Source organism: Bradyrhizobium sp. 25ACV, assembly GCF_054863005.1.
In genome coordinates this window covers 289,999-303,129 of the sequence record NZ_JAVAYO010000009.1, presented here as the reverse complement: position 1 = coordinate 303,129, position 13,131 = coordinate 289,999, and the positions used below count along the sequence as shown (strand labels likewise).

Annotated in this window: 12 protein-coding genes and 1 pseudogene; 9 read left to right on the top strand and 4 right to left on the bottom strand. The window is 62.3% G+C overall.

All coding sequences use genetic code 11. The features are described 5' to 3' along the window. Positions 1–56: 56 nt before the first annotated feature. From RAD04_RS22540 to RAD04_RS22530, 3 genes are all read left to right on the top strand, one after another. On the top strand, positions 57–836 hold the full coding sequence (locus RAD04_RS22540) for a DUF4261 domain-containing protein (RefSeq protein ID WP_461625516.1): 780 nt from the start codon (positions 57–59) through the stop codon (positions 834–836). Between the two features lie 418 nt (positions 837–1,254). After that, positions 1,255–1,890 (top strand): imm11 family protein, encoded by a 636-nt coding sequence (locus tag RAD04_RS22535; RefSeq protein WP_461625515.1) that lies wholly within the window; start codon positions 1,255–1,257, stop codon positions 1,888–1,890. 348 nt (positions 1,891–2,238) lie between these two features. Next, positions 2,239–3,873, top strand: a complete 1,635-nt coding sequence (locus RAD04_RS22530) for a hypothetical protein (protein ID WP_461625514.1) — start codon at positions 2,239–2,241, stop codon at positions 3,871–3,873. Positions 3,874–4,022: 149 nt separating this feature from the next. On the opposite strand, the gene RAD04_RS22525 is transcribed toward RAD04_RS22530, so the two are convergent. The 3 genes from RAD04_RS22525 to RAD04_RS22515 all read right to left on the bottom strand — a co-directional run bounded on the left by RAD04_RS22525 (position 4,023) and on the right by RAD04_RS22515 (position 6,492). Next, a complete protein-coding gene (locus RAD04_RS22525; RefSeq protein WP_461625513.1) occupies positions 4,023–5,555 on the bottom strand; it encodes an FAD-dependent monooxygenase in 1,533 nt (510 codons plus the stop codon). A 241-nt stretch (positions 5,556–5,796) separates the two neighbouring features. Continuing rightward, on the bottom strand, positions 5,797–6,141 hold the full coding sequence (locus RAD04_RS22520; protein ID WP_461625512.1) for a response regulator: 345 nt from the start codon (positions 6,139–6,141) through the stop codon (positions 5,797–5,799). A 150-nt stretch (positions 6,142–6,291) separates the two neighbouring features. Continuing rightward, entirely contained in the window at positions 6,292–6,492 is a 201-nt protein-coding gene (locus tag RAD04_RS22515) for a hypothetical protein (protein WP_461620774.1), read from the bottom strand. A 560-nt stretch (positions 6,493–7,052) separates the two neighbouring features. On the opposite strand from RAD04_RS22515, the gene RAD04_RS22510 reads away from it, so the two are divergent. The 6 genes and pseudogenes from RAD04_RS22510 (at position 7,053) to RAD04_RS22485 (ending at position 12,067) form a co-directional block, all read left to right on the top strand. Beyond that, positions 7,053–7,391, top strand: coding sequence for a hypothetical protein (locus RAD04_RS22510; RefSeq protein WP_461625511.1), 339 nt, complete (start codon positions 7,053–7,055; stop codon positions 7,389–7,391). A 284-nt stretch (positions 7,392–7,675) separates the two neighbouring features. After that, positions 7,676–7,942: pseudogene (locus RAD04_RS22505) on the top strand (phage terminase large subunit); the annotation flags it as partial. 253 nt (positions 7,943–8,195) lie between these two features. Further along, positions 8,196–8,624, top strand: a complete 429-nt coding sequence (locus RAD04_RS22500) for a GNAT family N-acetyltransferase (protein ID WP_461625510.1) — start codon at positions 8,196–8,198, stop codon at positions 8,622–8,624. A gap of 242 nt (positions 8,625–8,866) precedes the next feature. Continuing rightward, positions 8,867–10,135 (top strand): CaiB/BaiF CoA transferase family protein, encoded by a 1,269-nt coding sequence (locus tag RAD04_RS22495; RefSeq protein WP_461625573.1) that lies wholly within the window; start codon positions 8,867–8,869, stop codon positions 10,133–10,135. A 153-nt stretch (positions 10,136–10,288) separates the two neighbouring features. After that, entirely contained in the window at positions 10,289–11,494 is a 1,206-nt protein-coding gene (locus RAD04_RS22490) for an acyl-CoA dehydrogenase family protein (protein WP_461625509.1), read from the top strand. A gap of 9 nt (positions 11,495–11,503) precedes the next feature. After that, positions 11,504–12,067, top strand: a complete 564-nt coding sequence (locus tag RAD04_RS22485; protein WP_104461314.1) for a flavin reductase family protein — start codon at positions 11,504–11,506, stop codon at positions 12,065–12,067. A 25-nt stretch (positions 12,068–12,092) separates the two neighbouring features. Here RAD04_RS22485 and RAD04_RS22480 read toward each other — a convergent pair whose 3' ends face one another. Further along, positions 12,093–13,001 carry an NAD(P)-dependent oxidoreductase gene (locus tag RAD04_RS22480; protein WP_461625508.1) on the bottom strand — a complete coding sequence of 303 codons (909 nt, stop codon included), beginning with the start codon at positions 12,999–13,001 and terminating at the stop codon, positions 12,093–12,095. Between the last annotated feature and the right edge of the window lie 130 nt (positions 13,002–13,131).

Sequence of the window (13,131 nt, the reverse complement as noted above, 5' to 3'; positions counted from 1 at the left end):
GTTGGGCGAGCAGGGCAAAAGGATCGTGTCTCGTCCCAAAATTCCGCGGGCAGTCGATGAGTAGCTCCCTTCTCGCTTTTGTCTTATTGGATCATCCGGTGACGCCGGACATGTCTGCGGTTGCTGAGGTCCTTCACGCCCGACATCCGGAGTTGGCAACGGAGACGATGGATGACGGGCGTGCACCGCAGGCTCGAGCAAACTCGCCGCTCATTCGTTGCGGCAACGAGCTTGTCGCCGTGATGTCGATGCCGGCACCCATCCCGGACGATCAGGGACTGTGGGCACGCGCTGCCACGACGTGGCCGGAGAGCAAGGCGGTGGCCGCCCGGCATCGAGGTCATATGATCGTATCGATGCTCGGTAAAAGCGAACAGCCGCTGGTCGCCGCGCGGGTCACGACCGCGGTCATCGGCGCGTTGATTGCGACGATGCCTGAGTGTTGCGGCGTGGTGTGGGCGGGCCGGGTCGCGCGGCCTGCCCAACTATGGCTGGAGATGTCCAACTGGTCGTTTGCGCAATTTCCGGACTATCCCTTCACGTTGTGGATCGACACGCTTCCGTTCCGATCAGACGCGAAGATCGGCGCAATCACGATGGGATTGTCCGCGTTCGTCGGCCGTGAGATCGAGTTTGTGACGGGTAAGCTTACGCTTGCCGCGATGATCGAAAAAGTGGCTGGACTGTCCGTGTATCTGATCGAGCACGGAAACGTGGTCAAGGACGGCGACACGATCGGGGCAACCGAGAACGAGCGCATCGCTGTTCGTTATGAGAACTCCGATGTGCTTGGAGGTTTGCCGGTGTTCTACTGTACCGATGACTTGAAACGCTGATCTCAATGAGCTGCTTCCCTTCCGTATATGACGTTGCTGTACTGCTCGAGCTCGATCGTTTGACACGTCGGGCAAAACACTGGCAGAATGGCATCATCGACAGAGTTTGGATCGAGCCCGCGGGATGCCGCGGGCTTTATTGTTGCGCAGCTCATCGTGGTCTCCGCCCGGTGTCGTTGCAGGCGCGATGGTCAACGAGGCTCGATCATGAGTGACGAGAAAGCAAATTCCGTTGCGAGGCCACCCAGAGCACACAGCGCCGCGACTACGTGCGATTTTACGGCGTCTCTAAGACTTTCTGAGCGTAACGAGATCCAACCTACGTGAAGGCGTCACTGCATTGGCTGGACATTTTCAGAGTCGCTGGCGTCGTGCGATTGGCGGTGAGCCCAGCGCAATTGGAAAGGAGCAATAATTCATGGCCGCGTCCGATAATAAAGGGCGAAAGCCAAAGGCGCCGAAACTCTATAGTGTCGGGCTGGATTTCAGAATTCACACGCCTCCCGGTTTGGAAATTGAGAATTTGGCCGCCCTTGGCGCCGGCCGCGTGCTGCTTTCACCGCGGGGCAAGCGAAGCTTTCCTCCGCTCGCTGAAACACCACGCTTTCTGATCGACAAATCTCTCGGCCGGCCGCCCGTCGATTGGGAGCTATTTCATGATTTTTGGCTCGTGTCTGATCGGATGAAGAACCTTCTGGAGGCGGTCGACAGAGACGGTGTGTCGTTCCTGAGGTGCGAAACGCGGTCGTTGAAGGGGGGGGCGCCTGTTTATTGGCTTTGCGATATCGTGCGCCGGCTCGATGTCATCGACGAGGAAAAGTCGATCGTCGAAGTCCTGGATGATGGAACGGATTTCAGGCGGTACGATAACATGGCGATCTCCAGCTTTGTCTTTAGAGAGGAGGCCATTGGCTCGGCCCGTATTTTCCGGCCACGGTTTCTAGAGTCGCGCATTATTTGTGACCAGACAATGAAGGACGCCTGTAAAGCTGCTGGTGTTAGAGGTCTGAGATTCGGAGATCCCTACGGCAACCTCAAGAGGCTTCGTCCTTAGCTTTTTCACGTCGAGATTCGCGGAAGATCTGGCTTTGTCCGGTCGTGGGCTGGTCGCTGAATCGCTCTCTTACCGGAGGCATTTGCGACTCCAGTCGAGCGGCGGATGACCCGATTTTATTTCAGCATTGTGGAGCGCAGCCGTCGTTACGCCGACCTTAAGGCGGCGACCTTTTAGGCGCTGTTTCCCGAGCGGCGATGCCGGGCGCAGCGGCGGCACGGATATCTAGCGTCCACGCAAAGAGGCCGGCTCTCGCGGCCCGCCATCCACCAAACATTTCAGACCAGATCCGCCGGCTGCGATTACCAGCAGCTCGGATGCGGTTCTGCGCCAGGAAGTAGCAGTCGCATGTTCCAAGATCATCATGTTTTGCCGCAGAAATTTCGAGGCCATCCGGTCATCGGTCTCTTGGGGGGACGGTTCAACCATGATGCGATTCGAAATCTAATATCGATGCCGTCCAAGCAGCGGCTGGCAACGGAGCTTAGTGCGAGTCCGCATACGGGGGGACATCTCGGAACGTACTACGAGGGATTTTGCGAGTCTCTGAAAAAGCTCAAAGAGTCTCCAAGGTTTGTCGCGGCCAGTGCAGGCGATGCACGTGCGCTGGATGAAATTGCCTCCGACGTGAACGCGCTTGTAGCCGCTGCCAAGTACGCGCTAGCGAACGGCCATCTGTTTCCGAATACTCCCAAGGGAATGACGCCTGAGGAGGCAAATGCTGAGAACTCCAATTGGTTCACAAACTGGAGGAAATATGCCGCGGACAATGCAGAAGAGATCCGGCACATGCAGGAAACGGTCGACCAGTTTGACCGCGCCGGTCAGCGGGAAGCGGCCTTGCGTTTTCCGCTTCTGTCCCCGACCAGCGGTCTCACCATGGCAGAGAGAATCAAGATTTTTGAGGGGCTTCCGGAGGGTTCTCCAATCTCGCTGCAGTCCACCGCTGTCGGCCCTGTTCCCGGTCTTCCGGGACTTATTCCCTCCCTAATCGACACTCGTTTGCCGGGCTACTCCCAACCAGCTCACTCCGATCTAAGCGAGAAAGAAGGGCTAACACGGAGTGATCCGCGCCTCTCGGGCGGATTGCCGGCCTTCCCAACGCTGTCTCCAGATGAGCAGCGACTTGGTCAATTGCCTCCCAGCGCTGCCATGCCGCCGCCACCACAAGTTTTGCAATTCCATCCCGAGACGGGCGATCTGCTTAAGCTTTCGGATGGATCGCCTCTGATGGGACCGGACCCGTACAACATGCCGCATGATCCTGCAGGCGGTCCGGCGGTTCTGCGCGGCATGGCATTGTTCGCGGCGGCCATGGCGACACCAGCATTGCTGCCGCTGTTGCCGGCTTTGGCCCCAATGGCGGCTCTAGGATTAGTGGGCGCAACGGCTGCTCGTGCGCAGCCAGCGGGCGACGGAAAAGGTGGTCCACGCGCCACAGAGGCGTCTCCTTATCCTCCATTCGATCCGAATGACGACAGGTCCAGGGGCGGTAACGATGGCCGCCCGGTGGGATCTCGCTCCGCTGCATCCGAAGCCGCGGGCAACCCGTTCGATCAAGGCCCGATAGACGTTGGCACCTTCGCAGATCGCTTCGGAAGTTGGACCGACAGGCCAAGCGGGACTGTGCCTACCCGGGACGTACAAGCACCGACAGCTCCCGCCGCAGGAGCCGTTGCACCAGCCGAGGTTCGCCGTCTCATGCGCGTGAACGCGTTAAATGCGGACAGCGTCTTCACATCGGGAAGTGCGCCGGTCCCATATCTCCATTCCCCCGAATTCAACGAGCGGTTTGGCGACTGGACGAGGCCGACTGCTGATGGCCGGCCACTGAAGGCGAGCCGGCCGATCGGCGCGTTCGCGGATGAGCCGAGCTATCTCGTTCCCCCGCCGATTTTCGGGACGGATGATCCGAGCAATCCGCGAAGTGATGCCGAAGAGTGGTTCTCGCGCTGGATACGACCGCTTCTTCGACCGGAGTGAGGGCGAGCGATGGAGTCTGGCAGGTGTTACTCGAGCTCGATCGTTTGACACGTCGGGCAAAACACCGGCAGAATGGCATCATCGGAAGAGTTTGGATCGAGCCCGCGGGATGCCGCGGGCTTTCTTTCGGCGGGTAACGCTCCCCTGCGTTACGCAGCAGCCGGTCCGAACCACTTCGTCAGCGCGTCCTCGAGTCCATGTTGGTTTTCGTGTCCCACCCATGCAACATGGCCATCTGGCCGTACCAGCACGGCTGTTGGCGCGGTGACTTGCCCGATGGAAGGTAATTCCCACGCGCCATCATGCCCAGCGTTGATGTGTCTGACGCGATCAGCCCAGGGCGCGATGTCGGAATCCCGCGCGTCGCGGAAATCAATCAACAGCGCATGCGCGCCGTGCAGCAGCGTGAACAGCCTCAGCTTCTGTCCTTCGACCGTCAGTTCGAGATCCGGCATGCGCCGCCCCAGCAGCGCGTGGCCTTCGCCGAGATCATAGCGAATGTCGAGCCCGCTCATCATGGCGCCAAAGCGTTTGCGCGGCTCGTCCATGCCGAGCAGCTCGGAGACGGTGTCGCGCGCGGCCTTGAGGCCGTCGTCGCCGCGGCGGAGCAGGGCGATCTGCGCCATGGTGTTGCGCAGCACGCGCGCGCCGACGGGATGGCGCTCGGCGTGGTAGCTGTCGAGCAGGCTGTCCGGCGAGATGCGATGGACCACCTGCGCCAGCTTCCAGCCGAGATTGACGGCGTCCTGCACACCCAGGTTGAGGCCTTGTCCGCCGACGGAGTGATGGATATGCGCGGCATCGCCGGCGAGCAGGACGCGTCCGCTGCGATAAGAGGCGGCCTGCCGTGCCGCATCGGTGAAGCGGGAGATCCAGGCGGGATTTTGCAGTCCGAAATCGGTGCCGTAGACCGCGACGAGGGCCTCGCTGAGATCGCGCAAGGAGGGCTCGCCGGTGCGCGCGAGCGTTGCTTCCGTCACGACGACCAGCACGCGTCCGCTCTCGGTCTTGCTGAGGCCGTGAAAGCCGAGCGCATCATGACGCAGGCCGAATTCCGGCGCCTCGCGCATCTCGATCTCGGCCATGAGGTTGCTCAGCGTCGGTGAGGTGCCGGCGAAATCGATGCCGGCGGCCTTGCGCACCAGGCTGCGACCGCCGTCGCAGCCGACAAGATAGTCTGCGCGCAGCCGCTCGCCGCCGGACAGCGTCACGTCGACGCCGGTTTCGTCCTGTGCGAAGCCCGTGACCTCGCGATTGCGATAGAAGGGGACCGCGAGCTCCGCGACCCAGTCGGCCAGGATGCGCTCGATGTGGGTCTGCCGCAGCGCGAGCCCGTAAGCGTGCCTTGTGGGGAGGTCGCTGATGTCGAGCCGCGTCCAGGCAAAGCCCGCGAGCTGGACGCGCTGCCCTTCGCGCAGGAAACGGTCGGCGACGCCGCGCTGATCGAGCAGCTCGATCGTGCGTGCGTGCAGTCCGCCGGCGCGCGTCTCGACCAGTGCCTGGTCGGCACGGCGCTCGACGATGGCAACGTCGACATCGGCGAGCGCGAGCTCTGCGGCCAGCATCAGCCCGGTCGGGCCGCCGCCGGCGATCACCACGGCATGGTCGGGCGGCATCTGGTTCCGCGCGTCGGCTCCCTGTGGCTGACGGCGTGAACGGGACGTCGGAAGCAGTACAGGCATGTCGTGACCCCTCGGCTGGTTGCTTTGGCTGTTTCCTGGGTCGGGGGTTCTACGGCAGAGGCGGGGACTTGAAGCAAGCCCGTTGCGCACCACATATTGAGTTGGGAGGAGGGACTTCCTCCTCCGCGTTCGCCGCGTTGACACGTCGGGCAAAACACCGGCATAAAGGCATCATCGAAAGAGCTCGGTTCAGCCCGCGCAGAGCAATCTGCGGCGGGTTTTCTTTTGCGGCATTGGATGGTCAGCTGAGGCCGGTGGTCCGCTGCATGATGTCGGCGAGCTCCTCGAACGAAAACGGCTTCCTGATCATTGGAAGGCCGCCGCGCCGGGGCTCGCGACCCGACAATTGCAGCATCTTAAGCTCCGGGCGGACGCGCTTGGCCAGCTCGGCCAGTTCATGACCATCCATGCCGGGCATGTTGATATCAGTGATGAGGATGGAGATGTCCTGGTTCTGCTCGAGCCGTTCGAGTGCATCAAGGCCGCTTTGGGCGCTGATCACCTCGCAGCCGAGATCTTCCAGCATGCCCACGATCACGTCGAGGACGGCGGGATCGTCGTCAACAACCAGGACAGTGCGGCGCATCGCAGGAACGTTCCTTCTGACGAGGCATTCAACGCGCCTCTCGCCGGATAAGTTCCCGCAAAGGCCCGGCCGCGTGGACAGATGTTTGCGGCCTCGGGCAAAACATCGGCGGTACGGCATCTTCGAAACGGCCGCCGGGCGCCGGTCCGCCTAATCGTCCTTCGACAAATCGCCCGGTTTGGCGGGAATGTCGATGGTGCCGCCATCGCCGTGCACGAGATCGCGATCGCTCTCCTTTGTCTCGCCGGCGTCTTCGATGATCGCCTCCTGCGGCTCGCGCTCCTTGTCGATGCGCGGCTTGGCCCCGGGCAATTCTCGCGATGTCTCTGGTGACGTCATCTCGAATGTCATCTCACCGATCCTCCTGATCGGCTAACTTTCGCCGGGCCGGTAAGTTCGTTTGACGCGTCGGGCAAAACACTGGCAGAATGGCATCATCGAAAGAAGTTTGGTTCAGCCCGCGCGGAGAATATCTGCAGCGGGCTGTTTCATTTCAACGGGGCTTTGACACGTCGGGCAAAACACCGGCATAATGACATCATCGAGACGAGTTTGGTTCACCCGCGCGGAGCACATCCGCCGCGGGTTTTTTCGTCTCGGTTTCGAGATCGGACGGCGGCGGCGCATTACGGCCACGCACTCGTCAAACCTGGAGCGCCGATCGGCGCGCCGTCGTCCGTACCATTGCCGGCCGTGCACGCGCGAACGTGCCGGCCCGCGGCGCTGGGGCCAGTTGCCCGCGCCGCTGCGGTCTCCGGAAGACACGGAGATAGGGTTCGCGCCCGAAACGATCGCGCCTCGCCTGGCGCGATCTGCCGCGCATTTTCTTCTTATGGAGGGACGATGACTGCCTATCTGATATCGCTGGCGCTCGCGGGCCTGGTCGCAATCGTGCTGTGGGAGATGTTGTCGTGAGCGAGGACGTCGAACGCGAGCTCGCAAGCGAGCCGTCGCCCAAGCCCGCGGCCAGGAAGACGTCGAGGGCGCGGAGCTTGACCGAGATCCGCTCGCTGGCGCGCAGCCACACCAGGACGGCCCTCAGGGTTCTCGTCGGCATCATGCGCAGCAATGACGCGACACCGGCCGTGCGCCTTTCGGCGGCCAACGCCATCCTCGATCGCGGCTGGGGCAAGGCCGCACAGCCGATCGAGAACGGCGAGGACGGCGCGCCGGAATTGGTCCACCGGGTCGAGCGCGTCATCGTGCGTCCGGAAGACGCCGTCGAGGGCGATGCTGGTCCGAAGGCCTGAGCTGCCGGATATCTCGATCTGGTGTTCGTCACCGCTGACCGATTCTTCGCCGATCGTCATGTCGTTGCCTTCATCGCAGGACGACGCGAAATTCTTGCCGGGTTCGGCATAGGCGCCGGCCTTCGGACGCCATTTGTCGAATGCCGGTGCGGGGCGCTCTTGTGCGGTCGCAGCGCAGGCGAATGCGATCAGCATCAGCATCGCATGATACCCCAAACACCGAAGACTGGTCCGCGATGTGGCGCAGGCGCACTGGCCTGCCCTAGGGCGAGCGAGCGTAGCCATTGTCCATCCTGAAAATTCCGACGGCGAAGATCTTCGAGCCGCTGCTGAAGCCTGCGCGCTACAAGGGCGTTTACGGCGGGCGCGGCTCGGGCAAATCGCACTTCTTCGGCGAGCTCCTGGTCGAGACCTGCCAGGCCGAGCGCGGCACGCTCGCGGTCTGCATTCGCGAGGCGCAGCGTTCGCTGGCGCAATCTTCCAAGCGTCTGATCGAAGGCAAGATCTCGAGCCTTCGGCTCGGCCACGGTTTCAAGTTGTTCAGCGACAAGATCGAGACGCCCGGCGACGGGCTCATCATCTTCCGCGGACTTCAGGTCAGAGCTGACTTCCAGCACCTGCGGCGCTGGCGAAAGAGCGTGGAACAGGCGCAGAGCTACACCTTCAAGGCCGTAATCACAGTGCTTGCGACCGGTCTGATGGGTGCGGTCTGGCTCGGTGTCAAGGTTGTGCTGGGCAAGTGAGCCTCGACCGCTACGGAATCGCAGGGCCAGCACTCGCGATTGCCTCGCCAATAGGTATCCCATGTACAGAATTCGTATCGTTGATGCGGACGATGATGAGACTGCCGAAATTCTCGGCGATTTGCACCAGCTGACATTCTTCGGTGGGGCGGCCCTGCCGCAGTTCGAATCGGGTACGTGGTGGCTCGCCTATCACGATGATGACGCGGTTGCCTTCGCTGGCGTTGTGCCGTCGACGCATGCGCGAAAAAGTGGATATTTTTGTCGGGTCGGCGTCTTGCAGCGGCATTGGGGGCGGGGACTTCAACTCAGGCTGATGCGAGCGATCGAGGCGCGAGGGCGGCGTCTCGGATGGGACAGCATCGTCTCCGATACGACGGACAATCCGGTATCTGCCAATAATTTCATCCATGCGGGTTATCGGCTGTACGAGCCCGAATCGCCCTGGGCCTGGTCGCATACGCTTTATTGGCGAAAGTGGCTGCGCTGAGCAATTGGAGTGGTTTCCCGTGATGCGGAACGCGACCTTCTCAGACTAGAGTGGCTGCGCAAGATGCGCACAGCCTCCCTACGCTCAAATATCTAACGGCCCGGCAGCTTGACAGCTGCCGGGCCGTTTTTGCGTTTCAGGTGAAGCGAGCGAGCCCCCTTGCGAAGTTGGCGGCGCCGGGCTTTAAGTTTGCTCTTGCAGGAAATTCGGCGGCCATAAGCCGATGTAAGGGAGCGCTATCGATGCCGACCAAGCCTCAATTGCCGGAACGTTCGTCGCGAGCGACGGAAGGGCCGAGTGCGCTCGACGGTCTGCTGGTCATCGATTTCACGCGTGTCGTCGCCGGCCCGGCCTGCACGCAGACGCTCGCCGATTTTGGCGCGCACGTCATCAAGATCGAAAATCCCGACGGCGGCGACGACACGCGCGCCTACGAGCACGCGGAAATTGGCGGCGAAAGCGCCGCCTATCTCAGCCTGAACCGCAACAAGCGCGGCATTGCGCTCGACCTTGCCGTGCCGGAGGCCCGTGAGATCGCGCTGGATCTGATCCGCAAGGCGGATGTGGTTGTGGAGAATTTCTCGAGCGGGGTCATGAAGAAGTTCGGGCTCGACTATGAGGCGGTCGCCACGCTCAATCCACGGCTGGTCTATTGCTCGATCTCCGCCTACGGCCGCTCCGGACCGTTCGCCTCGCGCCCCGGCTTTGATCCCATCACGCAGGCGGAGAGCGGCTTCATGTCGCTCAACGGATTTGCCGACGGTCCGGCGGTTCGTACCGGCCCTCCCATCGTGGACATGGCGACGGGGATGTCTGCCTGTAACGCCATCCTGCTGGCGCTGTTGGCGCGGGACCGGCTTGGCCGCGGGCAGCATGTCGAAGTCGCCTTGTTCGACGTTGCGATGGGGATGACCGGCTTTTACGGTATGGCCTATCTCATCAACGGCGAAAATCCCGGCCGGTTCGGCAATTCACCCAGCGGGTCCCCCACCGTCGGCGTCTATGAGGCCTCCGATGGGCCGCTCTACATGGCCTGCGCCAACGATCGGCTGTATCGCCGGCTCGTGGTCGAGGTGCTGAACCGGCCTGATCTCATCAACGATCCGCAGTTTGCCACGCGCAAGGCTCGTTCCGAGAACAAGGAGCTTTTGCGAGCAGCCATTGCGGAGGTCTTTGCCAGCGATACGCTCGAGAACTGGATGGCGAAAATGAAGCTGGCCAATATTCCGGTCGGCTATCTCCGGACGGTCGAGGAGGGGTTCAATGCGCCAGAGGCTCGCGAGCGCCATCGCTTGAGCCGCATTCCGCACCGTACAGCGGAATGGGTGCCCAACATGGAGCCGCCGATTACCATGAGCCTGACCGCCGCGATTGATCCCGTTGCGGCCCCGCTGTTAGGTGAGCATACCGAGGACGTCTTGTGCAGCGTGCTCGGTTATGACCAGCGTCGGATCGCGGAGTTTACCCGGAAGGGCGTCTTTGGCTCGGGCAAGCCCTCTACTCCGGTTTGAGCCGGAGCCGTCAGTCCCCTGGCAACAGACATCGCGCGGCATTCGGAATCGATGCTTCATGATGCCTGCTGCATTGGCTTGATTTGGTAAGGGGCCGGCCGCATAAATACGCCAAAGTGAGGGAAGCGAATGGCGCCTGGTCGAAAGCCGAGCATGGGTCAGCCCACCGGGCCGGAAGCCGACGAACGCGCCTATGCGGCGATAATCGCGAAGGCCCGGGCCCTCGTGCCGCGACTACGAGAGCGGGCGGCGCGGACGGAGGAACTGCGGCATCTCCCGTCGGAAACCGAGACGGACCTCCATGAAGCCGGCCTGTTCCGGATGCTTCAGCCGGCACGGATCGGCGGCGCCGAGCTCGACTATGTCGCTCTTGTCGACTGCGCTGAACTGCTCGGACAGGCGGATGCGTCAGTAGCGTGGAATCTCGCCAATCTGGCGAGCCATCACTGGATGCTCGGCATGTTCGAGCAAAAGGCGCAGGATTTGGTCTGGGGCCGTGATCCGGATGCGCTGATCGCATCCTCGTTCATTTTTCCCGCCGGACGCGCCACGCGAGTCGAGGGCGGTTATCAGCTGCGCGGCAGCTGGCCATTCTCCTCCGGCGTTGCCTCCTGCGAATGGAACATGCTTGCAAGCGTGGTCTATTCCGACGACGAGGCGGATGGCATCGAGTATCGCATCTTTCTGCTGCCGAAAGGCGATTACAGCGTGCTGGACACCTGGAACGTCGCGGGACTGCGCGGGACGGGGTCCTGCGACGTGGAGGTCAGGGATGTCTTCGTGGCTGACCATATGACAGTCGCCGTCGGCGACCTCTCAGGCGGCCCGACGCCGGGAAGCACGGTCAATCCAAATCCGCTTTATGCGCTGCCCGTGTTCTCGCTGTTCCCATACGTCCTCTCCGGTGTCGCGCTGGGGAATGCGCAAGCGTGCCTCGACGATTATACGGAGGTCGCACGTCATCGTATTTCAACCTACAACCGGGCCAAATTGAGCGATTTTCAAAGCACCCAGATCAAGATCGCGGAGGCCTCGGCGAAGATCGACGCCGCGCGCCTGATCATGCGGTCGGCGTGCCTCGATGCCATGGAGGATGCGCGGCTTGGTCACATCCCTGACATGGCGACCAAGACCCGTTATCGGCGCGACGGATCTTTTTCGGTGAACCTGTGCACGGACGCGGTCTCGATGCTGTTTGCCGCGAGCGGCGCGCGCGGTCTGTTCACGACCGGCGTGTTGCAGCGGCAATTCCGCGATGCGCACGCGATCAACTCGCATCTCGCATTCAATTTCGATGCGGCCGGGACCAACTATGGACGGGTGGCGCTGGGCCTGCCGTCCGAAAATCTCACGCTGTGAGGCCGGCCGATGAATGATCTGCCGCAGCAGCCCGGCGCTCCCGATCCCGCCAACGAGTTCGCGAGCGACAGCTCGTCGATCGATCCTCGCGACTTTCGCAACGCGCTCGGAACCTATGCAACGGGCGTGGCGATCATCACGGCCGCGGCGCCTGACGGCAAGCCCTACGGACTGACTTGTAATTCGTTCGCCTCCGTCTCGCTGAACCCTCCGCTGGTCCTGTGGAGCCTGGTCGTCTATTCCGCTAGTCTGACCATCTTCCAGAACGCCAGCCATTTCACCGTCAACGTGCTTGGTGCTTCGCAGCAGGCGCTTGCGACAAAATTCGCCAAGTCGTCGGACGACAAGTTCACAGGTGTGGACTGGGCGCCGGGCCTCGGCGGAGCGCCGGTGCTTGCGGAGAGCGTCGCCAATTTTCAATGCCGCTCCGTGAATCGCTACTATGGCGGCGACCACGTGATCTTTCTCGGCGCGGTCGAGGCCTACACCTACAGTACGAAGGAGCCGCTGCTCTTCGCGCGGGGGACGTTCGGCCGATTCCTCGCAGATGACGAGCGCAAGACGTCGCCTTGACGTGCTTCAGATCTCGCTCGACGGCTTAGCGCTCTGCCGCTGAAAGCTTGTAGATCTCCAGCGCGTCCGCTTCCGCGCCGCGTGCGGCCTTGGCCAGCCTGAAAAGTTGTCCCGCAAGAGAGGCCATCGGCACCGGCGTCGACGTCGCCTGCGCGACGTCGGCGACCGTATCGAGATCCTTGAGCATCGTGGCAATGTGGCCGAGCGGAGGCGAGTGAATGCCTTGCACCATTCTCGGCACGAAAAGCTGAAGCGGGATCGAGTCCGCGAAGCCGCCGGCGAGCGCTTCGGGCAGGCGATTGGCGTCAATACCGGCGTTGACGGCCAGGCGCGTGGCTTCTGCCAGCACGGCCATCGCGCATCCCACGATCACCTGATTGCAGAGTTTCGTGGTCTGGCCGGCGCCGGTCGGGCCCATGTGGGTGAACCTGCGCGCCATGGCCAGCACGTAAGGGCGTACCCTCTCGATCTCGTCTGCTTCTCCGCCGGCCATGATCGCAAGGGTACCTTCCTCGGCGCCCTTCGTTCCGCCGGAAACCGGCGCATCGATCCAGGCGGCGCCATTGGCGGTTTTCAGTCGCTTTGCCAGATCGCGCGCGGCGTCGGGATGTATCGACGAGAAGTCGACGACAAGCTTGCCTGCGCCGAGCGCTGCCGCCAGCCCCTCAGGCCCGAAGATCACCTCCTCGACGGCCGCGGCATCCGTCACGCACATGAAGGCAATATCGGCGTTCGCCAGGAGATCACGAGGCGTGGCTGCGCGCCGGGCTCCGGCCTCGGCGAGCGGAGCCACCTTGCCCTCCGAACGGTTCCAGACAGTGACCTGATAGCCGGCCTTGAGCAGGCGTCGGGTCATTGGCGTTCCCATCAGGCCAAGGCCGAGATAGCCGAGCCTCTCGGCGCCTTGCGGGTTTGCCTTGCTCGCATCAGCCATAGGTTGCCTCCTTCTGCCGCAGCGCGATGTCGCTTTACCATACATGGCGCACCGGACGGCAAAACCGCCGGGCTCGCATGGCTTGCCTGATTGTTTGAACCATGAAAGATTTGAGCCCGGTCGGGGTTGG

What these genes read in the sequence shown, in the direction of transcription:
- RAD04_RS22520 (WP_461625512.1), bottom strand. Translation starts at nt 6,141, where the DNA reads ATGCGCCGCACTGTCCTGGTTGTTGACGACGATCCCGCCGTCCTCGAC.
- RAD04_RS22515 (WP_461620774.1), bottom strand. Translation starts at nt 6,492, where the DNA reads ATGACATTCGAGATGACGTCACCAGAGACATCGCGAGAATTGCCCGGG.
- RAD04_RS22525 (WP_461625513.1), bottom strand. Translation starts at nt 5,555, where the DNA reads ATGCCTGTACTGCTTCCGACGTCCCGTTCACGCCGTCAGCCACAGGGA.
- RAD04_RS22540 (WP_461625516.1), top strand. Translation starts at nt 57, where the DNA reads ATGAGTAGCTCCCTTCTCGCTTTTGTCTTATTGGATCATCCGGTGACG.
- RAD04_RS22485 (WP_104461314.1), top strand. Translation starts at nt 11,504, where the DNA reads ATGAATGATCTGCCGCAGCAGCCCGGCGCTCCCGATCCCGCCAACGAG.
- RAD04_RS22500 (WP_461625510.1), top strand. Translation starts at nt 8,196, where the DNA reads ATGTACAGAATTCGTATCGTTGATGCGGACGATGATGAGACTGCCGAA.
- RAD04_RS22530 (WP_461625514.1), top strand. Translation starts at nt 2,239, where the DNA reads ATGTTCCAAGATCATCATGTTTTGCCGCAGAAATTTCGAGGCCATCCG.
- RAD04_RS22495 (WP_461625573.1), top strand. Translation starts at nt 8,867, where the DNA reads ATGCCGACCAAGCCTCAATTGCCGGAACGTTCGTCGCGAGCGACGGAA.
- RAD04_RS22535 (WP_461625515.1), top strand. Translation starts at nt 1,255, where the DNA reads ATGGCCGCGTCCGATAATAAAGGGCGAAAGCCAAAGGCGCCGAAACTC.
- RAD04_RS22480 (WP_461625508.1), bottom strand. Translation starts at nt 13,001, where the DNA reads ATGGCTGATGCGAGCAAGGCAAACCCGCAAGGCGCCGAGAGGCTCGGC.
- RAD04_RS22490 (WP_461625509.1), top strand. Translation starts at nt 10,289, where the DNA reads ATGGGTCAGCCCACCGGGCCGGAAGCCGACGAACGCGCCTATGCGGCG.